This window comes from Streptomyces sp. NPDC006393 (assembly GCF_040628575.1).
GTDB lineage: Bacteria > Actinomycetota > Actinomycetes > Streptomycetales > Streptomycetaceae > Streptomyces.
In genome coordinates this window covers 88,363-114,002 of sequence record NZ_JBEXZD010000001.1, presented here as the reverse complement: position 1 = coordinate 114,002, position 25,640 = coordinate 88,363, and the positions used below count along the sequence as shown (strand labels likewise).

At 72.4% G+C, this 25,640-nt stretch carries 20 protein-coding genes and 1 pseudogene; 6 read left to right on the top strand and 15 right to left on the bottom strand.

What is annotated here, in order from left to right; all coding sequences use genetic code 11:
- Positions 1 to 132: 132 nt before the first annotated feature.
- Together ABZ484_RS00510 and ABZ484_RS00505 are read right to left on the bottom strand one after the other, a co-directional pair.
- Entirely contained in the window at positions 133 to 621 is a 489-nt protein-coding gene (locus ABZ484_RS00510; protein WP_358863667.1) for a GNAT family N-acetyltransferase, read from the bottom strand.
- A gap of 95 nt (positions 622 to 716) precedes the next feature.
- Positions 717 to 1,472: an SIS domain-containing protein gene (locus ABZ484_RS00505; protein WP_358863666.1), complete on the bottom strand. Its 756-nt coding sequence runs from the start codon at positions 1,470 to 1,472 to the stop codon at positions 717 to 719.
- A gap of 360 nt (positions 1,473 to 1,832) precedes the next feature.
- Between ABZ484_RS00505 and ABZ484_RS00500 the strand changes: the two genes are divergently transcribed.
- Together ABZ484_RS00500 and ABZ484_RS00495 are read left to right on the top strand one after the other, a co-directional pair.
- Entirely contained in the window at positions 1,833 to 2,525 is a 693-nt protein-coding gene (locus tag ABZ484_RS00500) for a metal-dependent transcriptional regulator (RefSeq protein WP_030165121.1), read from the top strand.
- Between the two features lie 439 nt (positions 2,526 to 2,964).
- Positions 2,965 to 3,948 carry an alpha/beta hydrolase gene (locus ABZ484_RS00495; protein WP_358863665.1) on the top strand — a complete coding sequence of 328 codons (984 nt, stop codon included), beginning with the start codon at positions 2,965 to 2,967 and terminating at the stop codon, positions 3,946 to 3,948.
- A gap of 310 nt (positions 3,949 to 4,258) precedes the next feature.
- On the opposite strand, the gene pdxH is transcribed toward ABZ484_RS00495, so the two are convergent.
- Positions 4,259 to 4,936: a pyridoxamine 5'-phosphate oxidase gene (pdxH, locus tag ABZ484_RS00490; protein ID WP_358863664.1), complete on the bottom strand. Its 678-nt coding sequence runs from the start codon at positions 4,934 to 4,936 to the stop codon at positions 4,259 to 4,261.
- 333 nt (positions 4,937 to 5,269) lie between these two features.
- Between pdxH and ABZ484_RS00485 the strand changes: the two genes are divergently transcribed.
- Positions 5,270 to 6,370 (top strand): citrate synthase 2, encoded by a 1,101-nt coding sequence (locus ABZ484_RS00485; protein WP_358863663.1) that lies wholly within the window; start codon positions 5,270 to 5,272, stop codon positions 6,368 to 6,370.
- Between the two features lie 119 nt (positions 6,371 to 6,489).
- Here the strand turns inward: ABZ484_RS00485 and ABZ484_RS00480 are convergent, their stop codons facing one another.
- The 9 genes from ABZ484_RS00480 to ABZ484_RS00440 form a co-directional block, all read right to left on the bottom strand.
- Complete coding sequence (locus tag ABZ484_RS00480; protein WP_358863662.1) at positions 6,490 to 7,098, bottom strand: TetR/AcrR family transcriptional regulator; 609 nt, start codon at positions 7,096 to 7,098, stop codon at positions 6,490 to 6,492.
- A complete protein-coding gene (locus ABZ484_RS00475) occupies positions 7,086 to 7,820 on the bottom strand; it encodes an enoyl-CoA hydratase family protein (protein WP_358863661.1) in 735 nt (244 codons plus the stop codon). Before ABZ484_RS00475 ends, ABZ484_RS00480 begins: the two co-directional genes overlap by 13 nt.
- 34 nt (positions 7,821 to 7,854) lie before the next feature.
- A complete protein-coding gene (locus tag ABZ484_RS00470; protein WP_358863660.1) occupies positions 7,855 to 9,459 on the bottom strand; it encodes a 4-coumarate--CoA ligase family protein in 1,605 nt (534 codons plus the stop codon).
- Positions 9,460 to 9,481: 22 nt separating this feature from the next.
- Positions 9,482 to 10,672, bottom strand: a complete 1,191-nt coding sequence (locus ABZ484_RS00465) for an acyl-CoA dehydrogenase family protein (protein WP_358863659.1) — start codon at positions 10,670 to 10,672, stop codon at positions 9,482 to 9,484.
- A gap of 7 nt (positions 10,673 to 10,679) precedes the next feature.
- On the bottom strand, positions 10,680 to 12,548 hold the full coding sequence (locus tag ABZ484_RS00460; protein WP_358863658.1) for a biotin carboxylase N-terminal domain-containing protein: 1,869 nt from the start codon (positions 12,546 to 12,548) through the stop codon (positions 10,680 to 10,682).
- 5 nt (positions 12,549 to 12,553) lie between these two features.
- On the bottom strand, positions 12,554 to 14,152 hold the full coding sequence (locus ABZ484_RS00455) for a carboxyl transferase domain-containing protein (RefSeq protein WP_358863657.1): 1,599 nt from the start codon (positions 14,150 to 14,152) through the stop codon (positions 12,554 to 12,556).
- Positions 14,149 to 15,840, bottom strand: coding sequence for an acyclic terpene utilization AtuA family protein (locus tag ABZ484_RS00450; protein WP_358863656.1), 1,692 nt, complete (start codon positions 15,838 to 15,840; stop codon positions 14,149 to 14,151). The genes ABZ484_RS00455 and ABZ484_RS00450 overlap by 4 nt, the downstream gene beginning before the upstream one ends.
- Positions 15,837 to 16,631, bottom strand: a complete 795-nt coding sequence (locus tag ABZ484_RS00445; protein ID WP_358863655.1) for a TIGR03084 family metal-binding protein — start codon at positions 16,629 to 16,631, stop codon at positions 15,837 to 15,839. The genes ABZ484_RS00450 and ABZ484_RS00445 overlap by 4 nt, the downstream gene beginning before the upstream one ends.
- A gap of 183 nt (positions 16,632 to 16,814) precedes the next feature.
- A complete protein-coding gene (locus tag ABZ484_RS00440) occupies positions 16,815 to 17,768 on the bottom strand; it encodes an EamA family transporter (RefSeq protein ID WP_358863654.1) in 954 nt (317 codons plus the stop codon).
- Between the two features lie 386 nt (positions 17,769 to 18,154).
- On the opposite strand from ABZ484_RS00440, the gene ABZ484_RS00435 reads away from it, so the two are divergent.
- Positions 18,155 to 20,314 carry a VCBS repeat-containing protein gene (locus tag ABZ484_RS00435; protein WP_358863653.1) on the top strand — a complete coding sequence of 720 codons (2,160 nt, stop codon included), beginning with the start codon at positions 18,155 to 18,157 and terminating at the stop codon, positions 20,312 to 20,314.
- A gap of 75 nt (positions 20,315 to 20,389) precedes the next feature.
- Positions 20,390 to 20,665 (top strand): annotated as a pseudogene (locus tag ABZ484_RS00430) (VCBS repeat-containing protein); the annotation flags it as partial.
- A 94-nt stretch (positions 20,666 to 20,759) separates the two neighbouring features.
- On the opposite strand, the gene ABZ484_RS00425 reads toward ABZ484_RS00430, so the two are convergent.
- Positions 20,760 to 23,657, bottom strand: a complete 2,898-nt coding sequence (locus ABZ484_RS00425; RefSeq protein ID WP_358863652.1) for an FAD-binding and (Fe-S)-binding domain-containing protein — start codon at positions 23,655 to 23,657, stop codon at positions 20,760 to 20,762.
- A gap of 158 nt (positions 23,658 to 23,815) precedes the next feature.
- Here ABZ484_RS00425 and serC point away from each other — a divergent pair, with 158 nt between their 5' ends.
- Complete coding sequence (serC, locus tag ABZ484_RS00420; protein ID WP_358863651.1) at positions 23,816 to 24,934, top strand: phosphoserine transaminase; 1,119 nt, start codon at positions 23,816 to 23,818, stop codon at positions 24,932 to 24,934.
- Positions 24,935 to 25,012: 78 nt separating this feature from the next.
- On the opposite strand, the gene ABZ484_RS00415 is transcribed toward serC, so the two are convergent.
- On the bottom strand, positions 25,013 to 25,192 hold the full coding sequence (locus ABZ484_RS00415; protein WP_358863650.1) for a DUF397 domain-containing protein: 180 nt from the start codon (positions 25,190 to 25,192) through the stop codon (positions 25,013 to 25,015).
- A gap of 2 nt (positions 25,193 to 25,194) precedes the next feature.
- The gene (locus ABZ484_RS00410) at positions 25,195 to 25,590 is read right to left on the bottom strand and encodes a Scr1 family TA system antitoxin-like transcriptional regulator (RefSeq protein ID WP_358863762.1); all 396 of its coding nucleotides are present in this window, start codon (positions 25,588 to 25,590) and stop codon (positions 25,195 to 25,197) included.
- Between the last annotated feature and the right edge of the window lie 50 nt (positions 25,591 to 25,640).

Here is a 25,640-nt window from a genome sequence, read left to right as displayed (position 1 = left end):
TGGCCTTCGTTCACTGGCCTTCATTCAACTTGAACGTGACGCAGCGCACATCGAGTTCCCGCAAGATTGAAGGAATCGTTGTACGCGGAAAATCCCCGTGGACCTGGAGCGAACCCGAGACGAAGACGGGGGCTACGCGCCGGACACGGTCAGTCGCAGCGTCAGCCAGAGGTCGGTCTCGTCCGGCAGTACGTACCGCTCGGTCTCGGTGAAGCCGAGCCGTTCGGCGAACCGCACACCGTCCTCGTTGGCGGCCAGGACGACGGTCTCGATCGCCCGCGCGCCGAGCACGCGCGCGTGTGCCAGGCCCTTGTCGTACAGCGCCGTACCGATGCCGGCGCCCCGGTGCCCGGGGAGCACGCGCGCGATGACCGTGGCGACCGCGTCCTCGCCCTCGGGCGGGCGGACAGTGGAGCAGCCGACGAGGACGTCGCCGAGGTAGGCGTTCTCCAGCCGGTTGCGGCCGCTGCGCTCGCGCACCTCGTCGAGGGTCATCGCGGCGGGCGGCACGATCACGTTGTGCACATGCCGCCAGTCGCGGAGCATGGCCTCGCCCGCGACGGGTTCGATACGAAGAGCAGGCGTGAGGTCAGACGTGAGGTCAGACGTGAGATCGGACATGGCGGGCAGCGAACCGTACGTCCCGGAAGGGGTCAACCGCTTTCCCGCGCGCGGAGTGAGCGGCCCGGGGCCTCACGCGCGCGTGGCCGGCCGCGTCAGCGCCGGTAGAAGATCCGGTCCGCGTACTGCTCGAAGACCTTGCCGTTCCACTCGTGGCCGCCGTCGACGTTGCCGGAGCGCAGCAGCGGGGGCTCGATGCCGCGGTCGGCCAGCACGCCGGCCGTGGTGGCCATGACCGCCTGGAGAAGGGCCGAGGTGACGACGGTGGAGGCCGGGGCGAAGGGCGCGGGGACGGTGTCGAGGGTGAGCTCCGCGTCGCCCACGGCGATCCTGGAGTCCAGGACGAGGTCGCAGTGGTCCTTGAGATACGTCCCCGAGGCGTGCCGGGACGTGGTCTGGGTGGCGTACGCCACCGACGTCACCCCGATGACCTTCACCCCCCGGGCGCGGGCGGTCATGGCCATCTCGACGGGGAGGGCGTTGCGGCCGGACAGGGAGACGATCACCAGCGCGTCGCCGGAGCGGATGGGTGAGCTCTCCAGGACGGCGGTGGCGAGGCCGTCGACGCGTTCGAGGGCGGAGCCCAGGGTGGCGGGCATGACGTCGACGCCGACGGCGCCGGGGACGGCGAGGAGGTTCATCAGGGCGAGGCCGCCGGCCCGGTAGACGACGTCCTGGGCGGCGAGGGAGGAGTGTCCGGCGCCGAAGGCGAACAGGCGGCCGCCGTCGGCCACGGTGTCGGCGAGCAGGGTGCCGGCGGCCGTGACGGACTCGGCCTCCTCGTCGCGGACCCGCTGGAGCAGGCCGATGGCCGCGTCGAAGAACTGGCCGGCCAACGTGCGGTCGCTCATGCGGGGTCCCTCCGGATGCCTGTGTACCTGTGTACCTGTGTGCCTGTGGATGCTGTGAATGCCGTGGGTGCCATGGATGTCATGGGTGCCATGGGTGGCTGTGCGGATGTCTGCGGGGGCGTCCGCGCGTGCCCGTGTGCCGCGGATCACGGTGAGGTCTAAACCAGAGTCCTGTCAATACGGCCGAGGACGCCGCCGGGCGTGTCCCCGGCCGCCGCGGCCGTCCGGGACCGCCGTCGGCGACGCGGGGTTCCGTCGGCGCGCCCCGGTTGTCAGTGGTATGCGTCAGAATTGAGTTCAGGGCCAGCGCACGCGCCTGGGAGCCGCCGGGCTTCCGGCAGAGGTAATCGAGGGGCACGTATGTCCGGACTGATCGACACCACGGAGATGTATCTCCGCACCATCCTCGAGCTGGAGGAGGAAGGCGTCGTCCCGATGCGCGCCCGGATCGCCGAGCGGCTGGACCAGAGCGGGCCGACGGTGAGCCAGACGGTCGCGCGCATGGAGCGCGACGGCCTGGTCTCGGTGGCTCCGGACCGGCACCTGGAGCTCACGGACGAGGGCCGCCGGCTGGCCACGCGCGTGATGCGCAAGCACCGGCTCGCGGAGTGTCTGCTGGTCGACGTGATCGGCCTGGAGTGGGAACAGGTGCATGCCGAGGCGTGCCGCTGGGAGCACGTGATGAGCGAGGCCGTCGAGCGCCGGGTGCTGGAGCTGCTGCGGCATCCGACCGAGTCGCCGTACGGCAACCCCATCCCGGGCCTGGAGGAGCTGGGCGAGAAGGACCACGCCGACCCGTTCCTGGACGAGGGTATGGTGTCGCTGGCCGACCTCGACCCGGGCTCCGACGGCAAGACGGTCGTCGTCCGCCGGATCGGCGAGCCCATCCAGACGGACGCGCAGCTGATGTACACGCTGCGCCGCGCGGGCGTGCAGCCCGGCTCGGTGGTGAGCGTGACGGAGTCGGCGGGCGGTGTGCTGGTCGGCAGCGGCGGCGAGGCCGCCGAGCTGGAGGCGGAGGTCGCCTCCCACGTCTTCGTCGCCAAGCGCTGACCACTGGTTCCTTCTGCCCCGTCCGCCGTGCTCCTCTCGGTCGCGGATTCCAGCGCGTCGAAGCGCAGCGCGCGGACGCCCGGCGTGCGAGGCTGTCGCGAGAGGCATATGACTCGTGGGGGTGGGGGAGGATGTGCCGAAGATGTGGGGTGGGCCCCGGCGCCGTGTGGTGGCGCCGGGGCCTGTCCTCCCCTGTAGCGACCCGGAGCCCCGAGCTCTCAGGGTCGTCCCCCGCGGACCCCTTTTCCCCGAGTGGTCCGCCTCCCGTTGAAGATCTCCCCCTGGTGGCGGCGATCATGCGTTGCGGGGGGTCACTCGAACGAGGGGTGTTGACAGCGGGAACCGTGTTTTCGAATGGGCATTCGATAGCCTGTGGGTGATGGGCCGCAGGGGCCCGCGCTACGGGAATGGGCAGCGAGCTAGGGGGGTGCCAGGGCCAATGGCGCGGCGCATCGACGTGACCGGGGCGGGCGGCGTACGGCTCGCCGCCTGGGAGTTCGCGGAACCCCGGAAGACAACACCAGGCAGCTCGGCACCGGACAGCACCGCACCGGACAGCACCGCACCTCGCACCTTCGTACCGTCCCAGGCGGAACCGTACGAACCCCACCAGCCCCACGGACCGCACACCGGCCACGAGGCCGAACTCCGCCCGCCCAACGGCGTGCTCTTACTCCACGGGCTGATGGGCCGCGCCTCCCACTGGGCCGCCACCGCCCGCTGGCTCTCCGAGCGGCACCGGGCCGTCGCCCTGGACCAGCGCGGCCACGGCCAGAGCGAGAAACCCCCGCAGGCGGCCTACACCCGCGACGCCTACGTCGAGGACGCCGAGGCCGCCCTGAAGCAGCTCGGCCTCGGCCCGGCCGTCCTCATCGGACACGCCATGGGCGCCCTGACCGCCTGGCAGCTCGCCGCCAAACGCCCCGACCTCGTGCGCGGACTGATCATCTGCGACATGCGTGCCTCCGCCCTCGGCGCGGCCTCACAGCGCGAGTGGGAGGACTGGTTCAAGTCCTGGCCCCTACCCTTCGCCACCCTCGCCGACGTCCGCAAATGGTTCGGCGAGGACGACCCCTGGGTGGAGCGCCCGAACCCGGCCCGCGGCGAGTTCTACGCCGAGGTCATGCACGAGTGCCCCGACGGCTGGCGCCCCGCCTTCGAACCCGCCCAGATGCTCACCTCCCGCGAGACCTGGGTCTACGACGCCCACTGGGAGGAACTGGCCCAGGTCCAGTGCCCCGCCCTCGTCGTACGCGGCCTCGACGGTGAACTCGGCCGCGCCGAGGCCCAGGAGATGGTGCGCGTCCTCCCCCACGGCCAGTACGCGGAAGTCGCCGACGCCGGCCACCTCGTCCACTACGACCAGCCGGACGCCTGGCGCGCGGCGATCACGCCGTTCCTGGACGCGGTCCTGACCGGATGAGCACCGAGCGACATCACGAAAAAACAGGTTGATCGGCCCCCGATCGCTTCCTAAGGTGTGAGGTACACGAGAAGGGAGGTGGTTCGGCAGATGTATGAATACCGGACGCGTGAGGTGGCTGCGGGCTAGCGGTCCGTCACCCCACCCAGTGCGGTGCCGGACCAGCGCGTGAGAGACGCGTGCAGCCGGCCCAATCCCAAGCAGTCACCCGACCCGCGAGCTGCCGGTACGTCCGGCCGGCTTCCCCGCCGTCAGGCGGGGGGACCCAGCTCGCGGGTCGTCTGCGTTTGCGGGCCTCTCGGAGACCCCCTCAGGGGCTCAGGCGTTCCACGTGCCAGGTGCCGTCCGGTCGGGTGGTGTAGCGGAGGCGGTCGTGGAGGCGGTTCTCGCGGCCCTGCCAGAACTCGACCGTGTGGGGGACGACGCGGAAGCCGCCCCAGTGGGGTGGGACGGGGACCTGTTCGCCCTCGGGGTAGCGGGCGGCGAGTTCGGCGTACTGCGTGTCGACGATGTCGCGGGTGGCGATCACCGTGGACTGGGCGCTGGCCCAGGCGCCGAGCTGGGAGCCGTGGGGGCGGGTGCGGAAGTAGGCGGCGGTCTCGTCGCGGCCGGTGCGGTGGGCGGTGCCCTGGACGATGACCTGGCGGGCCATGGGGTGCCAGGGGAAGAGCAGCGAGACGTGGGGGTTCTCGGCGAGGTCGCGGGCCTTGCGGGAGCCGTAGTTGGTGTAGAAGACGAAGCCCTGCTCGTCGAAGGCCTTCAGCAGGACCGTGCGGGAGCTGGGGCGGCCCTGGGCGTCGGCGGTGGAGACGACCATGGCGTTGGGTTCGAACAGGTGGGCCTCGGCGGCGGCCTGCTGGAACCAGTGGGCGAACTGTTCCACCGGTGTGTCGGCCAGGTCGGCCTCGTACAGGCCTTCGGCCCGGTAGTGCATGCGCATCGCGGCGAGGTCGAAGGGCGCGGTTTCTCCGGCTTCTTGGTCGGTCACGCGGTCATCTTGCCGTATCGGTGGCGTCCGTCCGGCGGGGGTGTCCTTCGTCACTGCGTGGCACTGAGTGCCGGACACTCTCCCCATCCGTGGCACCCGGGGTTATCGTGCTGATGCCGTGCCGGTTGGGTGAGCCGCGACCGGACGGGGCATGACAGGGGTACCGTCCCGGACCGCGAGTCGGTGGACACGACCGCGGATCCGTACGGGCGGCAATGCCCGAGGAGCCTGCCCCTTCCGAAAATCGCCTGCTGCTGACATCTCCGACATCCGACACCTGGTCGTCGTTCCCCCGTCGCACCATCTGTCGCACAGACCACGAGGAGCCGCCTGATGTCCGACTTCGTACCCGGGCTCGAGGGAGTCGTCGCGTTCGAGACGGAGATCGCCGAACCGGACAAGGAGGGCGGCGCCCTCCGGTACCGGGGCGTCGACATCGAGGATCTCGTCGGTCATGTCTCCTTCGGCAACGTGTGGGGGCTGCTGGTCGACGGCGCGTTCAACCCGGGGCTGCCGCCGGCCGAGCCGTTCCCGATCCCGGTGCACTCGGGTGACATCCGTGTGGACGTGCAGTCGGCGCTGGCGATGCTCGCCCCGGTGTGGGGGCTGAAGCCGCTGCTGGACATCGATGCGGGGCAGGCCCGGGAGGATCTGGCGCGGGCGGCGGTGATGGCGTTGTCGTACGTCGCCCAGTCGGCGCGCGGGCAGGGTCTGCCGATGGTGCCGCAGCGGGAGATCGACAAGGCGAGCACCATCACCGAGCGGTTCATGATCCGCTGGCGGGGTGAGCCGGACCCCAAGCATGTGGCGGCCGTGGACGCGTACTGGTCGTCCGCCGCCGAGCACGGCATGAACGCGTCCACGTTCACCGCCCGGGTGATCGCTTCCACGGGTGCGGACGTGGCGGCCGCCCTGTCGGGTGCGGTGGGCGCGATGTCCGGTCCGTTGCACGGTGGTGCGCCGTCCCGGGTGCTCGGCATGATCGAGGAGATCGAGCGGACGGGGGATGCCGAGGGGTATGTGCGGCAGGCGCTGGACCGTGGTGAGCGGCTGATGGGCTTCGGTCACCGGGTGTACCGGGCTGAGGACCCGCGCGCGCGGGTGCTGCGTCGTACGGCCCGGGAGCTGGGTGCTCCGCGGTTCGAGGTGGCCGAGGCGCTGGAGAAGGCGGCTCTGGAGGAGCTGCACAATCGTCGTCCGGACCGGGTGCTGGCCACGAACGTGGAGTTCTGGGCGGCGATCATGCTGGACTTCGCCGAGGTCCCGGCACACATGTTCACGTCGATGTTCACCTGTGCGCGTACGGCGGGCTGGTCGGCGCACATTCTGGAGCAGAAGCGCACCGGCCGTCTGGTGCGTCCTTCGGCCCGCTACATCGGTCCGGGTCCGCGCAGCCCGCGCGAGATCGCGGGGTACGACGAGATCGCCCACTGACGGGGGCGTGTGCTGACGGGTCCGCGTGCGGAGGCTCCGGCGGCGTGCGGGCCCGTCCCGTGCGCCGTCCTCGCGTGCACCGTCCTCGGGTGCGCCGTCCTCGCGTGCGTCCCCGCTGGTCAGGCCAGGGCCTGCTCCAGTAGTGCCGCCCACTGGGTGACGACGCGTTCGCGGCGGGCGGTGTCGTCGGTGAGGAGGTTGGCGAGGCCAAGGCCGCGGGCCATGTCGAGGAAGCCCTGGACGGTTTCGCGGGCGCCGGGGCGGGATTCGTCGGCGCCGAGCAGCTCCACGGCGATGCGGTGGGTCTCGCGGCCGACGCGGGCTTCCAGTTCGGTGACGCGGGCGCGGAGCTGGTCCTCGTTGGAGGCGGCGACCCACAGGTGGAGGGCGGCGCGGAAGAGGGGGCCGGTGTAGAGGTCGACGAGGGCGCGGACGACGGCGTGCCGGTCGCCAAAGGCGCCCTCGGGGAAGAGGGCGCGCGTGGCGGTGGAGCGTTCCTCGGCGACGTACTCGACGGCGGCGGTGAAGAGGTCCTCGCGGGTGGGGAAGTGGTGTTGTGCGGCGCCGCGGGAGACGCCCGCGCGTTCGGCGACGGCGGACACCGTCGAGCCCGCCCAGCCGTGTTCGGCGAGGCAGGCGACGGCGGCCTGGAGGAGTCGCTGCCGGGTGGCCCTGCTGCGGTCCTGCTTGGGCACGCGGTCGCGTTCCGCCGTACTCACACCACCCATGCCGCATCCCGTCTTTCCAGGAAGGCCGTCATCCCCTCCCGGGCCTGGGGGGAGGTGAACAGCCGGGCCGAGAGCGCGGTCAGGTCGGCCGCGTCCCGGTCGAACGTCTCCAGCACCCTAGCCGTGAGCAGCCGTTTCGTCTCGGTCAGGGCGTGGGGGGAGGAGCGGCGCAGGCCGTCGAGAAGGGGGGCGAGGGCCTCGTCGACGTCGTCCGCGGTGGTGGTGAGCAGGCCGAGGCGCACGGCTTCGGCGGGGTCGAAGCGTTCGCCGGTGAGGTAGTAGCGGGCCAGGGCGCGGGGGTCGGTGCGGGGGAGGACGGGCAGGGAGATCACGGCCGGTGCGACGCCGATGCGTACTTCGGTGAAGGCGAAGGTGGCCGTGGTGGATGCGGCGGCGATGTCGCAGGCGGCGAGGAGGCCGAGGCCGCCGGCGCGGACGTGTCCGGTGACGCGGGCGATCACGGGCTTGGGCAGTTCGACGATCTGCCGCAGGAGTCCCACCAGCGCGTCGGGGTGGGGTGGGTCGCGCAGGTCGGCTCCGGCGCTGAAGGTGGTACCGGTGTGGGTGAGGACGACGGCGCGTACGTCGGGGTCCTTGCCGCAGTCGGTGAGGGCGCCGGCGAGGTCGGAGACCAGGGCGGCGGAGAGGGCGTTGCGGGTGTCGGTGGCGTCGAGGCTGAGGGTTTCGACGGCACGCGCGCGCGTACGGCCGATCAGGGTCACGGCTGCCTCCTGGTCTTCCGGCGCGGTGTCCGGGTCACGGCAGCTCCCTGAGTTCGCGGCGCAGGATCTTGCCGGAGGCGGCGCGGGGGACGGTGTCGATGAAGGTGACCCGGCGTATGCGTTTGTAGGGGGCGACGCGTTCGGCGACGTACAGCATGATCTCGTTCTCGTTCAGGCCGTCGGCGGTGGGTCGTCCGTCGGCGGTGGGCCGGCCGTCGGCGCCGGGCCGGCGGACGACGAAGGCGTGAGGGATCTCGTTGCCGTTCTCGTCGTGGGCGCCGATGACGGCGGCGTCGGCGATGCCGGGGTGGGTGAGCAGCTGGGCTTCCAGTTCGGCGGGGGCCACCTGGAAGCCTTTGTACTTGATGAGTTCCTTGACGCGGTCGACGACGAAGAGCCAGCCGTCCTCGTCGACGTGTCCGACGTCTCCGGTGTGCAGCCAGCCGTCGGTGTCGATCAGCTGGGCGGTGGCGTCGGGGCGGCCTAGGTAGCCCTTCATGATCTGGGGGCCGCGGATCAGGATCTCGCCGGACTCGCCGGTGCCGAGGTCCTTGCCGGGGTCGTCGAGGGAGACGATGCGCATCTCGGTGCCGGCGATGAGCCTGCCGACGGTGCCGGCGGGGGCGTCGTGCAGCCGGTCGAGGGGGACGACGTGGGTGCCCGGGGACAGTTCGGTCATGCCGTAGGCCTGGCCGATGGGGGGCAGGCCGAGGCGCTCGGAGCAGGCGCGCGCGAGTGCCGCGTCGAGCGGGGCGGCGGCGCTGATGACGTAGGTGAGGGAGGACAGGTCGTAGCGGGCGACCGCGGGGTGTTTGGCGAGGGCGAGGACGATCGGCGGGGCGACGTAGAGGCCGGTGATGCGGTGGGTCTCGATGGCGGCGAGGAAGGTCTCCAGGTCGAAGCGGGGCAGGACGACGACGGTGGCGCCCTTGCGCAGGGGGGCGTTCATCAGGGCGGTGAGGCCGTAGATGTGGAAGAACGGCAGGACGGCGAGGATGCGGTCGCCGGGGCCGGTGGTGATGGCGGGTTCGAGCTGGGCGAGGTTGGTGGCGATCTGCCGGTGGGTCAGCATGACGCCCTTGGGGGTGCCGGTGGTGCCGGAGGAGTACGGCAGGGCGGCGACGTCCTCGGCGGGGTCGAGGCCGATGTGCGGTTCGGGTGCGGTGGAGCCGAGCATGTCGATGAGCGACCGGTGCCCGGGCGCGCTGTCGCAGACGAGGATCTCCCGTACGCCGCCGGCGAGTTCGGCGGCGCGGCGGGCGCAGTCCAGCAGCGGGGAGACGGTGATGATCCAGCGGGCCGCGCTGTCGCGCAGTTGCCCCGCGAACTCCTCGGGGGTGGCGAGCGGGTGCACGGTGGTGACGGAGGCGCCCGCCCGGGTGGCCGCGTAGAAGGCGGTCGGGAAGGCGATGGTGTTGGGGCTGTGCAGGGCGAGGACGTCGCCCTTGCGGACGCCGGTGTCGGCCAGCGCGGCGGCCAGGCGCCGGTGGAACCGGTCCAGCTGCTCGTACGTGAGGGTGGTGCCGTCGGTGCCGTCGATCAGAGCGGGCTGGTCGCCGAACTCGGCGGCCCGGCCCAGGACGGCGTCGTGGATGGGGAGTTCGACGGGGGTGACGTCTGCGTACTCGCTGCGGAACACGGTTCCTCCAAGCGGCTGCGGCTCAGTACGACTTGGGCAGACCGAGGGTCTGGTGGGAGACGTAGTTGAGAATCATCTCCCGGCTCACCGGGGCGATACGAGACACGCGTGCGGCCGTTATCAGTGAGGCGAGCCCGAACTCGCGGGTGAGCCCGTTGCCGCCGAGGGTGTGCACGGCCTGGTCGACGGCCTTCACGCAGGCCTCTCCGGCCGCGTACTTGGCCATGTTGGCGGCCTCGCCGGCGCCGATGTCGTCGCCGGTGTCGTAGAGGTGGGCCGCTTTCTGCATCATCAGCCGGGCGAGTTCGAGGTCGATGTGGGCCTGGGCGAGGGGGTGGGCGATGGCCTGGTGGGCGCCGATGGGGGTCTTCCAGACGGTGCGGTCGCGGGCGTACTCGACGGCCTTGGCGAGTGCGTGGCGGCCCATGCCGATCGCGAAGGCGGCGGTCATGATCCGCTCGGGGTTGAGCCCGGCGAACAGCTGGAGGAGGCCGGCGTCCTCTCCCCCACTGCTGAACGCGTGGGAGGTGCCCCCACCGACGAGCGCGTCCGCGGGGAGCCGTACGTCGTCCAGGGTCAGTTCGAACTGTTTTTCGGCGGCGTTGAGTTCCATGTCGATGGGCCGCTTCTGAAAGCCGTCGGCGTCGGTCGGGACGATGAACAGGCAGGGCTTGAGGCGGCCGGTGCGGGCGTCCTCGGTGCGGCCGACGATCAGTACGGCGTCGGCGATGTCCACGCCGGAGATGAACACCTTGCGGCCGGTGAGCAGCCAGTCGGCGCCGTCGCGGCGGGCGGTGGTGGTGATGCGGTGGGAGTTGGAGCCGGCGTCGGGTTCGGTGATGCCGAAGGCCATGAGGCGGGTGCCGTCGGCGAGTCCGGGGAGCCACTGCCGCTTCTGGGCCTCGGTGCCGAAGCGGGAGATCACGGTGCCGCAGATGGCGGGCGAGACGATGAGCATGAGGAGGGGGGAGCCCGAGGCGCCCAGCTCTTCGAGGACTATGGAGAGTTCGTAGATGCCGCCGCCTCCGCCTCCGTGCTCCTCCGGGAGGTTGACGCCGAGGTAGCCGAGTCTGCCTGCCTCGCTCCAGAGTTCGGTGGGGGGTTTGCCGTCCGCGACGGTGCGGGTGAGGTAGTCGCGGCCGTAGCGCTTGCCGAGAGCGGCGACGGCGGCTCGGAGGGCCTTGTGCTCTTCGGATTCGATGACGGCGGTCATGGGGCTCCTAGGAAGAGGCTTGTCGAGAAGGGCTTTCCCGCACTACGGCGAGCACCGTGCCGGGTTCCACCTGCTGGCCGGGCTTGACGTGCAGGGCGCTGAGCGTCCCGGTGGCCGGTGCCGAGATCTGGTGCTGCATCTTCATGGCCTCCAGCCAGATCAGGGGCTGTCCGGCCCGGACGGAGGCCCCTTCCGCCAGGCCCTCGGCGACGCGTACGACCGTGCCCGGCATGGGGGCGAGCAGGGAGCCGGGGGCGAGCTGGGCGGTCGGGTCGGGGAAGCGGGGCAGGGCGGTGAGGCGGGTGGTGTCGACGTACACCTGGTCGCCGTACCGGGCGATGTCGAAGCGGCGCCGTACGCCGTCCGCTTCGAGGACGACCCGGTGCGCGTCGGCGTGTACGACCCGTACCCCGTCGGCGGCGAGTCCCTGGCGGGTGTGCCGGTAGTGGACCTCGTGCTCCTCCCCCGCGATCAGGTAGCGCCTGGTCTGCGGCTGGGAGGGGACGTTGCGCCAGCCGCCGAAGCGGGAGCGGCCGTGGGCGTCGGCGAGGGCGGCGGCGAGAGGGGCGTACGGGTCGGGGGCCGGTGCGGTGAGGCCGGCGAGGTGACGGTCGTAGAAGCCGGTGTCCATGCGGGCCCGGGTGAACTCCTCGTGGCGCAGGGAGCGCACCAGCAGGTCGCGGTTGGTGACGGGGCCGTGGATCACTGCGGTGTCGAGCGCGCCCGCGAGTCTGCGGATCGCCTCCGCGCGCGTGGGGGCGTGGGCGACGGCCTTGGCGAGCATCGGGTCGTAGTGGACGCCGATGGTGTCGCCGTCGCCGTAGCCGGTGTCGAGGCGGACGCCGGGCGGCAGGGCGAGGCGGTGCAGGGTGCCGGTCTGCGGGGCCCAGTCGTGGGCCGGGTCCTCGGCGTACAGGCGGGCCTCGATCGCGTGGCCGCGCGCGCGTGGTGGTTCCTCGCCGAGTGCGTGGCCCTCGGCGACGCGGATCTGTTCGGCCACCAGGTCGATGCCGAACACGGCCTCGGTGACGGGGTGTTCGACCTGGAGGCGGGTGTTCATCTCCAGGAAGTGCGCGCGGTCGCCCTCGACCAGGAACTCGACGGTGCCGGCGCCGACGTAGGAGACGGCGCGCGCGGCGCGTACGGCCAGCGTGTACAGCTCTTGGGTGAGCCGGTCGGAGAGTCCGGGTGCGGGGGCCTCCTCGATGACCTTCTGGTGGCGGCGCTGGAGGGAGCAGTCGCGGGTGCCGAGCGGCCAGACGGCGCCGTGGGCGTCGGCGAGGATCTGCACCTCGACATGGCGGCCGCCCTCGACGTAGGGCTCGATGAACACCTCGCCGTCGCCGAAGGCGCTCGCGGCCTCGGCGCGCGCGCTCTCCAGCGCGGCCGGCAGCTCCTTCAGGCGGCGCACGATCCGCATCCCGCGCCCTCCGCCGCCGGCGGCGGCCTTCACGAGCACCGGCAGGTCGGCCGCGGTGATGGCGGCCTCGTCGAGGGGTGCGAGGCCCATCAGGGCCTTGGCGCGGGTCTTGGAAGCCATCGCCTCGATGGCGTCGGGCGGCGGGCCGATCCAGGTGAGGCCGGCGTCGAGGACGGCGCGCGCGAAGCCGGCGTTCTCGGACAGGAAGCCGTAGCCGGGGTGCACGGCGTCGGCGCCGGCCGCGAGCGCCGCCTTCACGATCAGGTCGCCGCGCAGATACGTCTCGGCGGGCGTGGCGCCCGGCAGGCGTACGGCGGCGTCGGCCACGCGCGTGTGGAGGGCGTTCGCGTCGGCGTCCGAGTGGACGGCGACGGTGCGGATGCCCGCCTCGCGGCAGGTGCGGAAGACCCGGCAGGCGATCTCGCCCCGGTTGGCGACCAGCAGTGTCTGGATCATGGACCTCACATCCGGAAGACGCCGAAGCCGCCGCGCGCGCCCTCGTAGGGGGCGGTGTGGATGGCCGAGAGACAGATGCCGAGGACGGTGCGGGTGTCGCGCGGGTCGATGACGCCGTCGTCGTACAGCCGGCCGGAGAGGAACATCGGCAGTGACTCGGACTCGATCTGCTGCTCGACCATGGCGCGCAGCGCCGCGTCCGCCTCGTCGTCGTACGGCTGTCCCTTGGCCGCCGCGGACTGCCGGGCGACGATCGACAGCACGCCGGCGAGCTGCTGCGGGCCCATGACGGCGGACTTGGCGCTGGGCCAGGCGAACAGGAAACGGGGGTCGTAGGCGCGTCCGCACATGCCGTAGTGGCCGGCGCCGTAGGAGGCGCCCATGAGGACGGAGAGGTGGGGGACGCGGGAGTTGGAGACGGCGTTGATCATCATGGCGCCGTGCTTGATGATGCCGCCCTGTTCGTAGGCGCGGCCGACCATGTAGCCGGTGGTGTTGTGCAGGAAGAGCAGCGGGATGTCGCGCTGGTTGGCGAGCTGGATGAACTGGGCGGCCTTCTGGGACTCCTCGCTGAACAGCACGCCCTGGGCGTTGGCGAGGATGCCGACGGGGTAGCCGTGGAGGCTCGCCCAGCCGGTGACCAGGCTGGTTCCGTACAGCGGTTTGAACTCGTCGAAGTCGGAGGCGTCGACGATGCGGGCGATCACCTCGCGCGGGTCGAAGGGGGTCTTCAGGTCGCCGGGAACGATGCCGAGGAGTTCCTCGTCGTCGTGTTTCGGGGGCTCCGCGAAGGGGGGATCGGGGTGGGCCTTGCGGTGGTTGAGGCGGGCGACGACGCGGCGTGCCTGTCCGAGGGCGTCCTGCTCGTCGACGGCGAAGTGGTCGGCGAGTCCGGACACGCGCGCGTGCATCTCGGCGCCGCCCAGCGACTCGTCGTCGCTCTCCTCGCCGGTGGCCATCTTCACCAGCGGCGGCCCGCCGAGGAACACCTTGGCCCGCTCCTTGACCATGATCACGTGGTCGGACATGCCGGGGATGTAGGCGCCGCCGGCGGTGGAGTTGCCGAAGACGACGGCGACGGTGGGGATGCCGGCCGCCGACAGCCGGGTCAGGTCCCGGAAGATGGCGCCGCCGGGGATGAAGATCTCCTTCTGGGACGGCAGGTCCGCGCCGCCCGACTCCACCAGGCTGACGCAGGGCAGCCGGTTGGCGAGGGCGATGTCGTTGGCGCGCAGGGCCTTCTTCAGGCTCCACGGGTTGCTGGCGCCGCCGCGCACGGTGGGGTCGTTGGCGGTGATCAGGCATTCGACGCCCTCGACGACCCCGATCCCGGTGACCAGCGAGGCGCCGACGGTGTGGTCGCTGCCCCAGGCGGCGAGCGGGGACAGCTCCAGGAACGGCGTGTCGGGGTCGAGGAGCAGCTCGATGCGTTCCCGGGCGAGCAGTTTGCCGCGCCGCCGGTGCCGTTCGACGTACTTGGCGCCGCCGCCCGCGAGCGCCTTGGCGTGCTCGGCCTCGAGATCGGCGAGCCTGGCGAGCATGGCCTCGCGGTTCTCCCGGTACGCGGGAGAGCGGGCGTCCAGGGAGGAGGACAGGACCGTCACAGCAGGGCCTCCGGGATGTCCAGGTGGCGGGAGCGCAGCCATTCGCCGAGAGCCTTGGCCTGCGGGTCGAAGCGGTGCCGGGCGGCGACGCCCTCGCCGAGGAGCCCCTCGACGACGAAGTTGAGGGCGCGCAGACGGGGCAGGACGTGCCGGGTGACGGGCAGCGTGCGGCTCTCGGGGATCAGCTGCCGGAACCGGTCGGCGGTCAGCTCGTGGGCGAGCCACCGCCAGCCGTCCTCCGACCGCGCCCATACACCGACGTTGGCGTCCCCGCCCTTGTCGCCGCTGCGGGCCCCGGCGACGAGCCCGAGCGGGGCACGCCGTGCGGGCCCGCCGGGCAGGGGCTCCGGCAGCGGCGGCCCGGGTACGTCGTGGAGCGCGCGGGTGTCCTGGGGCGGCGGCACGGCGATACGGCGGCCGTCGTGGAGGACGGCCAGATGCTCCACCGCGTCCTGGGGGACGTGGGCGGCCTCGAAGACGCCGTAGGGGGCGCCCTTTCCGGGCGGTGCGAGCATGTGGAAGCCGGGGTATCCGGCCAGTGCCAGCTCCACGGCGGCCCCGCTGAACGCCCGTCCCACGGCTTCCGGATCCCGGTCGCGCACGACGAGGCGGAGCAGCGCGCTGGCGGTCTCCTCGGAGTCGGCGTCGGCCCGGTCGGTGCGCACCAGGTCCCAGCGGACCTCGGCCGGGCGGGACTTGGCGGCCCCGACGGCGTCCTCCATCTGCCGGCGCACCAGCTCGGCCTTGTGCTCGATGTCGAGCCCGGTCAGGACGAAGGTGACCTCGTTGCGGAAGCCGCCGAGGCGGCCCCGTCCGACCTTGAGGGTCGGCGGCGGGGCCTCGCCGCGCACGCCCTCGACGCGCACCCGGTCGGGTCCGTCCTGGCGCAGCCGTACGGTGTCCAGCCGCGTGGTGACATCCGGCCCGGCGTACCGGGCGCCGCCCGTCTCGTACAGCAGCTGGGCGGTGACCGTGCCGGTGTCGACGACACCGCCGGTCCCGGGGTGCTTGGTGATGACGCAGGTGCCGTCGTCGTGGATCTCGGCGAGCGGGAAGCCGGGCCGGCGCAGCCGCTCCAGGCCGTGATCGGTGAAGAAGGCGTAGTTGCCGCCGGTTGCCTGGGCGCCGCACTCCAGCACATGCCCGGCGACGACGGCGCCCGCGAGCCGGTCGTACTCCCCCGGCTGCCAGCCGAAGTGGGCGGCGGCGGGCCCGGTGACCAGGGCCGCGTCGGTGACCCGCCCGGTGACGACGATGTCGGCGCCCGCGCGCAGGCAGGCGGCGATCCCGAAGCCGCCGAGGTAGGCGTGGGCGGTGAGACCGCCGGGGAAGGAGGCGGCGAGGTCGTCGCCCTCGACGTGGGCGACCCGGACGGGGATGCCGAGCCGGTCGGCCAGCTCCCGGATACGTGCGGCGAGTCCGGCGGGGTTGAGCCCGCCGGCGTTCGTCACGATCCTCACGCCGCGCTCGTGGGCGAGCCCGAGGCTTTCCTCCAGTTGTCTCAGGAAGGTGCGGGCGTACCCGGCGGCCGGGTCCTTGAGCCGGTCCCGGCCCAGGATGAGCATGGTCAGCTCGGCGAGGTAGTCGCCGGTGAGGACGTCGAGTTCGCCGCCGGTGAGCATCTCGCGCAGGGCGTCGAAGCGGTCGCCGTAGAAACCGGAGAAGTTGCCGACGCGCAGAACGGTCATGCCGGTTCCCCCGTCGGCGGGCGTCCTGTGCCGGGCGGGCCGGCGAAGGCCTGGGCGATGTCCAGCCAGCGGTCCGCGTCCGGGCCCACGGCGGTCAGGGCGAGGTTGGCGCGATGGGCGCGCTGGGTGACCAGCAGGCAGAAGTCCAGGGCGGGGCCGGTGACGCGCTGCGGGGCGTCGGGCGGGCCGTAGGCCCACGTGTCACCTGCGGGCGAGGTGAGTTCGACGCGGAACTCGGCGGCGGGCGGGGTCAGTCCGTGCACGCCGAACGCGAAGTCGCGGGTGCGCACGCCGAGGCGGGCGATGTGCCGGAGGCGGTCGGTGGGGGGACGGGCCTTGCCGAGCGCTTCGGCGATGTCCAGGCCGTGCGCCCAGGTCTCCATCAGACGGGCGGTGGCCATGGAGGCCGTGGACATGGGCGGGCCGTACCAGGGGAAGCGGGCGCCGGGCGGGGCCTCGCGCAGCGCCCGGCCGAGCGCCGTACGGCCCTCCCGCCAACGGGCCAGCAGCTCGGCGGGCGGCAGCCGCACGCCCTCCTCGGCACCCTCGTCGACGAAGGTGCCGGGGGCGGCGAGGGCCTTGTCGACCAGCACCTGGAAGGCGTCCGCGTCGGTGACGGCCAGCAGCGCCGAGCGGTCGGTCCACGCGAGGTGGGCGATCTGGTGAGCGATGGTCCACCGGGGCGCGGGGGTCGGGAGCGTCCAGCGCTCCGGCCGCAACTCGGCCACCAGGCGGTCGAGTTCGTCGCTCTCGGCACACAGGTCGTCGATGACGGGCGTCGGGTCGGCCATGAGGGGGAGCATGGCACCGGCCCTGAAAACAATCAAGCATGCTTGCATGATTTTCGCCGCCCAACGCTGAGCCATGGCAAGTGGATTCAGCGACGCCTTCCTCCCCGAAGCCGGTCCCCGGTAGCGGCGTCGTGACCAAAGGCGCACGTGGTCCCCCACGACGCCGCCCCGCCCGGCGACGGTTCAGGAAGTGCCCTTCCCCCGTCCCACCTGGGTGCGTATCGCACCCATGCTCGCCGCGATGACCAGGGTGATGGCGAGGCCCTGGGCGGGGGTGAGGGACTGACCCAGGACGAGGAAGCCGGCGGTGGCGGCGAGGGCCGGTTCCAGGCTCATGAGGACGGCGAAGGTGGAGGCGGGCAGGCGGCGCAGGGCCAGCAGTTCGAGGGTGTAGGGCAGGACGGAGGAGAGCAGCGCCACCGCCGCGCCCAGCCCGAACGTCGTCGGGTCGGCCAGCTTCGCACCCGACTCGGCGATCCCCAGCGGCAGGAACAGCACCGCGCCGACCGTCATCGCCAGGGCCAGGCCGTCGGCCTGCGGGAAGCGCCGGCCGGTGCGGGCGCTGAAGACGATGTACGCCGCCCACATCGCGCCCGCGCCGAGCGCGAAGGCCACCCCGGCGGGGTCGAGGCTGCCGAAGTCTCCGCCGCCGAGCAGGAACACACCGGCCAGGGCGAGTGCCGCCCAGACCACGTTGACCGCACGGCGGGAGGCGAGGACCGACAGGGCGAGCGGGCCGAGGACCTCGAGGGTGACCGCGGGTCCGAGCGGGATGCGGTCGACGGCCTGGTAGAACAGGCCGTTCATCGCGGCCATCGCGACACCGAAGACGACGACCGTGCCCCAGTCGGCGCGCGAGTGCCCGCGCAGCCGGGGCCGGCAGACCAGCAGCAGCACGATCGCGGCCACCAGCAGCCGCAGGCTCACCACGCCGAGCGCGCCCGCCCGGGGCATCAGCGTCACCGCCAGCGCGCCGCCGAACTGCACCGAGACGCCGCCGGCGAGCACCAGCCCGACCGGGCCGAAGGAGCCGAAGCGGCGCGGCGCGCGCGTCGGCGCGGGGGCGCCCGAAGGAGCGGCCTTCGAGGGGGTGGTGGCCTTCGTGGGGGTGAGGGGGGCGGCGTCGGGGGCGGTCACGGGCGGTCCAGGTACTCGGCTCGGGGTTCAGCGTGCGGACTCGTTCATCATGCTGCACTGCCCAGTCTACGGCAATGGACTTTATGGGGGCCGCGATGACGTTCGAACACCGGTCCGACACAACCCTGGTGACCTGTGCCGTTGGGCGGTGTATCCTCCAGCGGATCATTGCGTGAGGCAACGTTCCGGTTCTGGGGGGGATCCCGCTCCGGCCGCCTCCGCACGCGACCCGGCCGCGCGTCCGGCGCGCCCGTGGTCTTCCCAGGGGAGGGATCGGATTGCACCGTAGTCGTGCTCGTGTTTCCCGGCTGCGCCTCACCGCCGCCACAGGCGTGGTTCTCGCGGCGGCGCTGGTAGGCGGCCAGACCGTGGCCGTGGCGGCCCCCATGACCGCGCCGGCGGCGGCGACGGCCGCCACCGGGGCGGGCGTGCGGGCGGCGGTGCCGTATCCGGCGGGCCGGACCCAGCTCGTGAGCGTCGGCGCGACCGGGTTCCTGACGTGGACCGACACCTCCAAGGGCCTTTGGACCAGCTTCGCCGACGGTTCGTCCACCGCCCTGCCGGACACCTGGGGACCCGTCATGGGCTCCAAGGGGTCGGACGTGGTGCTGACCCGCCTGGCAGACGGCGGCGTCGACGTCACCGACATGAGCACGCACACCCGCCTGATGACCGTCGAACCGCGTGACATCGACCCGACGGGCCAGGTCGTCGGCGCGGTCGGCGACACGGTCCTCGTGCGGACCTCGAACACCACCGGGGGCCAGGACGTCCACCTGGTCGGCACGGTGGGCGGCGAGGTGTCGACGCGCACGGTGACCCGTCTGCCGGCGGACGCGACGGACATCACCCTCCAGGCGGGCACTCCCGGTTACGCCGTGCTGGTCTACAAGACACCGCGCGGGGGGTCGTGGGCGCTGGTCGACCTGTCCGCCGCCACCGCCGTCCATCGCTTCGACGCCAAGCTCCCGCCCAGCTCCGTCGCCGTCTCCGGGAAGTACGTCGCCTGGGTCCAGTCGGATGCCCCGGGGGAAAGCTCGGTGTACGTCAGCCGCCGCGACACCTTCGCGGTCCAGGCCATACGCCTCGGTGCGACCGACGGGCAGGTGGCGGTCGGCCTGACGGGCGACTGGGTGACGTACGGCATGCAGGGCGGCCTGACGGCGCACGAGCCGAACCCGCTCTACGCCCTGACGGCACGCAACCTCACCACCGGCGCCACCCGTAAGGTCCTCGACACCACGACCCGGACGGCCACGGCGCCCGACGGCACGCTGTACGCGAGCGGCGGCACCGTGGCCGGCGGCGAGGGCCTGTACCGGATCGCTGCCGGGGCCGACGGGGCGCCGGCCGCCACCCGGGTGGCGAGCAGCGGCGAGCCGACGAAGGTGACGCTGCTCGGCGACAAGATCCCCGACGTCGTCGACCTCGACGAGAACGGCGGCCGGTTCAAGCTGGAATGGCAGCTGTCCCGCATCAACGTGGAGATGGCCGTCACCCTGCGCAACACCCGCACCGGGGAGACCTGGCGGCAGAACGTCTACCCGCTGTCCGTCACCCACGACGACCCGCACCGCGCCTACCTCGACTGGCACGGCGAAGTCCTGTGGAACGGTGTCCGGGACCAGTACACGGCCGCGCCGAGCGGCCCGTACACCTGGACGATCGATGCCGCACCGCTCAACGGGATCGGCCCGCACCTGATCGCCTCGGGATCGTTCACGGTCGCCCGCAAGCCCGGTCTGCACGACTACGACGCCGACGGGTCCCCGGACGTCCTCGCGCGGGACACCTCGGGCCGGCTGTGGCTCAAGGACGTGTACGACGCGCGCTACGACGCCACCTTCCAGCAGAGCCCCGAGACGCTCGTCGGCGCCGGCTGGAACGTCTACGACCGGATCGAGGCGTCCGGCAACCTCGGCGGCGCCGCCGTGAGCGACGTGGTCGCCCGCGACCGCGACGGCGTGCTCTGGCTCTACCTGGGCACGGGCGACGCCAAGTCCCCGCTGGCCACCCGCGTCCGAATCGGCGGCGGCTGGAACACCTACACCCAGCTCACTGGCGGCAGCGACCTGAACGGCGACGGCCGCGCCGACCTCGTCGCCACCGACAAGGCCGGCGCCCTGTGGCTCTACAAGGGCACCGGGAACTACAAGGCCCCGTTCGCCTCCCGGGTGAAGATCGGCACCGGCGGCTGGGGCACGTACAACCAGATCACCGCCACCGGCGACATCGCCGGCGCCCGGGCCGGCGACCTCGTCGCCCGCGACCGCGACGGCGTGCTCTGGCTCTACCTCGGCTACGGCAACGGCACCTTCGCCCCGCGCACCCGGATCGGCGGCGGCTGGAACACCTACAAGCACCTCCTCGGCTTCGGCGACGCCGACTTCGACGGCCGCGCCGACCTGTACGGGATGGGGGTGCGGTACGGCAGCGAGGACCCGTACTTCTACCCGAGCACGGGTCTGTGGCAGGGGCCGTTCGCCGACCGGGTCGCGGTCACCGCGCCCTTCTACGAGATCCGGTCCTACGACCTCTACATCTGACGTCACCTGATGTCCCCTGATGACCCGTGACGTCACCCGGCTTCATCCGACACGAGGGACACCCTCACCCGTGACGGCAGCGGCGTGCTGTGGCTCTACCTCGGCTACGGCAACGGCACCTTCGCCCCGCGCACCCGGATCGGCGGCGGCTGGAACACCTACAGCGATCTGGTCGGCATCGGTGACGGCAACCGCGACGGCCGCCCCGATCTCTTCGCGTACGACAAGCGCACGAACTCGACGTACTTCTACCGCGGCACTGGCGACTGGCGGGCTCCGTTCTTGTCCCGCCTTCCCTCGGTGTCCCCGGACGACGTCGGCAACCCCTACCCGTTCGACCACATGGCCTGACGAACGGCCACATGGCCTGACGAAGCCCGAAGGTCACCGGCGCGGGGGACGGTCCCCGCCCCCGCGAGGCGGGCCGAGCAGCGCTCGGCCCGCCTCAGCCGTCCTGCTCCCCCACCTCCTGTGCCAGCGCCTGAGCGAGCACCTCCGCAAGGTGCCTGCCCCGCACCCCGGCCAGCTGCTCCAGCTGCGTCCGGCAGGAGAACCCGTCCGCCAGGACCACGGCGTCGTCCGGGGCCCGGCGCACCGCGGGCAGCAGCTGGTCCTCCGCGCAGGCCCGCGACACCTCGAAGTGCCCCGCCTCGAAACCGAAGTTGCCCGCGAGTCCGCAGCAGCCGCCGGTCAGCTCGCCGGTGAGCCCGGTCGCCTCGCGCAGGCGGCGGTCGGCGGCGTCACCGAGGACCGCGTGCTGGTGGCAGTGGGTCTGACCGGTGACCGGGCGGTCGACGCGGGGCGGCGTCCAGCCGGGGGCGTGTCGTTCCAGGGCCTGGGCGAAGGTCAGCACCCGGTCGGCCAGCCGGCGGGCGCGCGGGTCGTCGGGGAGCAGCTCCGGCAGGTCGGTGCGCAGGGCGGCGGCGCAGCTCGGCTCCAGGACGACGACCGGGGCGGCCGTCTCCAGGACCGGTTCCATCAGGTCGAGGGTGCGGCGCATGACCGTGCGGGCGCGGTCGAGCTGGCCCGTGGAGACGTACGTCAGCCCGCAGCAGACCCGGCCCCGGCCACGCAGCAGGCCGACGGGGTCGAGGGCGACCGTGCGCCCGTCGCCGACCGGTGGCCGCTCGAGGTGGACCGTCGGCGGCAGCGCCACCCGCAGGCCCGCAGCCTGAAGTACCCGTACGGCCGCCCGGCCCACAGAGGGCGAGAGATGCTCGGTGAAGGTGTCCGGCCACAGGACGACCACATCGCCGCCGCCCGCGGCACTCCTCCTGCCCCGTCGCCGCTCCCACCACCGGGTGAACGGCTCCGTCGCCAGCCGCGGGATCCTCCGTTCGGGTGCGATTCCGCCCAGCCGTTTCGCCGCCCACGCCAGAGGGCGTACCGAGACGAGCGCGTTGGCCACCCGTGCCGTGCGCGTGCGGGCCGCCCAGCGCAGCCACACCGGCAGCCACCCCATGGAGTAGTGGGCGGCGGGGCGGCGCCGGCCCGCGTAGTGGTGGTGCAGGAACTCCGCCTTGTAGGTGGCCATGTCGACGCCGACCGGGCAGTCCGTGCGGCAGCCCTTGCACGACAGGCACAGATCGAGCGCGTCGCGGACCTCCGTGGACCGCCAGCCGTCGGTCACCAGCTCGCCGGCGAGCATCTCGTGCAGCAGCCGGGCACGCCCGCGCGTGGAGTGCTGTTCCTGCCCTGTCGCCCGGAAGGACGGGCACATCACCGCCGGTCCGGACGTCTGCGTCGTACGGCACTTGGCGACCCCCACGCAGCGGCGGACGGCCGCCGAGAAGTCGCCGCCGTCGGCCGGGTAGCCGAAGGCGACGTCCACGGGCTCGCGCGGCAGGACGGAGAAGCGGAGGTTCGCGTCCAGGGGGTCCGGGCGGACCAGCATCCCGGGGTTGAGCAGGTCGTCCGGGTCCCAGACGCGCTTGGCCCGCTCGAACAGGGCCACCATCTCCTCGCCGTACATCTTCGGCAGCAGCTCGGCCCGCGCCTGCCCGTCGCCGTGCTCCCCCGACAGCGAGCCGCCGTGGGAGACGACCAGCTCGGCCAGCTCCTCGGAGAAGCGCCGGAAGCGGCCGACACCGGCCGGGGTCAGCAGGTCGAAGTCGATCCGGACGTGGATGCAGCCGTCCCCGAAGTGCCCGTACGGCGTGCCGCGCAGGCCGTGGGCCGACATCAGCCCCCGGAAGTCGCGGAGATACGCGCCGAGCCGGGCGGGCGGCACCGCGCAGTCCTCCCAGCCGGGCCAGGCCTCCGAGCCGTCCGGCATCCTCGTCGCCGTACCGCTCGCGTCCTCCCGGATCCGCCACAGCGCCCGCTGCCCGGCCGGATCGGTCACGACCAGGGCGTCGACGACGTCCGCCGCCCGCACGATCGCCTCCGCACGCGCGCGTGCCTCCTCCGCCGTCTCGCCTCCGGTCTCCACGAACAGCCAGGCGCCGCCCTTCGGCAGCCCGGCCGCCGACCGCACGAGGTCGGCCGCCATGCCCTCCACGGTCAGCGGCCCGTGCGGCAGCAGGCCCGCCGCCGCCTCCGCGGCCGCGCCCTCGTCGGCGTACGCCAGTACGGCGAGCGCACGCGCGCGGGGCGCCTCGACCAGCCGTACGACCGCCTCGGTCAGCACACCGAGCGTGCCCTCCGAACCGCAGAAGGAGCGGGCGACGTCCGCGCCCTTCTCCGGCAGCAGGGCGTCCAGCGCGTACCCGGAGATGCGCCGGGGCAGCTCGGGAAAGCCCGTGCGCAGCCGTGCGAGCCCGCCGTCCACCAGCTCCCGCAGCCCGTCCGGCGCCCCGGCCCACCCCTGGCCGAGCCGCAGCCGCTCGCCCCGCGCGGTGATCACCGACAGCTCCCGCACGCTGTCCGCGGTGGTCCCCCACGCCACCGAGTGCGAGCCGCAGGAGTTGTTGCCGATCATCCCGCCGAGCGTGCACCGGCTGTGCGTGGACGGGTCGGGGCCGAAGCGCAGCCCGTGCGGCGCGGCGGCCTCCTGGAGCCGGTCCAGGACCAGCCCCGGCTGGACGACGGCCGTCCGCGTCCCGGGGTCCAGGTCCAGCACCCGGTTCATGTACCGGGTGAAGTCCAGCACCACGCCCGTCCCCGTCGCCTGCCCCGCGATCGACGTCCCGCCGCCCCGCGCCACCACCGGCACCTCGCGCGCCCGGCACACCCCGAGCACCGCGGCCACGTCGTCGGCGTCCCGCGGAGCCACCACACCCAGCGGGACGCGCCGGTAGTTGGACGCGTCCATGGTGACCAGCGCCCGGGCGGTGGTGTCGAAGGCGACCTCACCCCGGACGACCCCGCGCAGCTCCGCCTGAAGACCCGAGAGATCCGTCATGCGTCCAGGATGCATCCGCTCACGGACAGTCACCGCACGTTCTCCACAGCCACGCACATATCGTCGTACGAGTTCACAAAGCCGAGAGCCCGGTGGACTCGTCTCATCGGACGGACACGGTTCCGTCCGGTTTCGCCCAGCGCGATACTCTCCGACTCGTGGCCGACATCCAGATCCCCGCTGACATCAAGCCCGCCGACGGACGCTTCGGCGCTGGCCCCTCCAAGGTGCGGACCGAGGCGCTGGACGCCCTCGCCGCCACCGGCACGTCCCTCATGGGCACCTCCCACCGCCAGGCCCCCGTCAAGAACCTGGTCGGCAAGGTGCGCGAGGGCATCGCCCAGCTCTTCTCGCTCCCCGACGGCTACGAGGTGGTCCTCGGCAACGGCGGCTCCACCGCCTTCTGGGACATCGCCACCCACGGCCTGATCGATAACAAGTCCCAGCACCTGAGCTTCGGCGAGTTCTCCTCGAAGTTCGCCAAGGCGGCCAAGCTCGCCCCCTGGCTGGCCGAGCCCACGATCGTCGCCACCGACCCGGGCACCCACCCCGAGCCGCAGGCCGAGGCGGGCGTGGACGTCTACGCCTTCACCCACAACGAGACCTCGACCGGCGTCGCCATGCCCATCAAGCGGGTCGAGGGCGCCGACGAGGGCGCCCTGGTGCTGGTGGACGCCACCTCCGGCGCCGGCGGCCTCCCGGTCGACGTCGCCGAGACCGACGTCTACTACTTCGCCCCGCAGAAGTCCTTCGCCTCCGACGGCGGCCTGTGGATCGGCGTGTTCTCCCCGGCCGCCATCGAGCGCGCCGAGCGGATCCACGCCTCCGGCCGCCACGTCCCGGAGTTCTTCTCGCTCCCCACGGCGATCGACAACTCCCGCAAGAACCAGACGTACAACACCCCGGCGCTCGCCACCCTCTTCCTGCTGAACCAGCAGCTGGAGTGGCTCAACGGCCAGGGCGGCCTCGACTGGTCGGTCCGCCGCACGGCCACGTCCGCGCGCACGCTGTACGGCTGGGCGGAGGACGTGAAGTTCGCGACCCCGTTCGTGACCGACCCGGCCAAGCGCTCCCAGGTCATCGGCACGATCGACTTCTCCGACGAGGTCGACGCCGCCGCCGTCGCCAAGGTCCTGCGCGCCAACGGCATCGTCGACACCGAGCCCTACCGCAAGCTGGGCCGCAACCAGCTCCGCGTCGCGATGTTCCCCGCGATCGACCCGGCGGACATCGAGGCCCTGACGAAGTGCGTCGACTACGTGATCGAGAGGCTCTGACCTCTCGGGTACGACGACGAGAACGGTGAAGGGCGCCCCGGCGGTATCCGCCGGGGCGCCCTCCGTTGCGCGTGCTGCCTACGCGAACTGCTGCACGAATGCCTGCCAGCTGTCGCGGGAGACGGTGAGCAGGGGGCCGTCCTGCTGCTTGCTGTCGCGGACGGCTCGGCCGTTGCGGGTTGTCGGAGCCACCTCTACGCAGTCGCCCTGCTGTGCGGAATACGACGACTTGCGAAAGGTGCCCACAACCTCGGTCACGATCATTCGTCCTTCATGCTCCGCAGTACATCCCGGACGAGCCGCGCGCTCGCCTCCGGGGCCAGTGCTGCCGATCGTAGTAGGTCGAACGCATTGCCGTAAGCCGCCAGGTCTTCGGGCGCTTCCAGCACGGACGTACCCCGCAGGTTCTCCATCGCCACGGCCTCCACAGCGGGTTCGGAGTCGAAGCTGAAGGACGAGAACGCGGGGATCGAACCCACCAGCACCCCCGCACTGAGCGGGAGGACCTGCACGGTGACGTTCTTCCTCTTCATCGCGGTGAGGATCGCGTCCAGTTGTTCCCGGTGTGTGTCAACACTCACCAACGGGTGTACGACCGCCACCTCGCTGGGAAGCCACCGACGACGTGGTGCGGCCCTACGTCCTCGGGCCTTGATGCTCCGGCGGACGGAACCCGGCGCGGAGCAACCGCGCCGGGCGTCCTTCG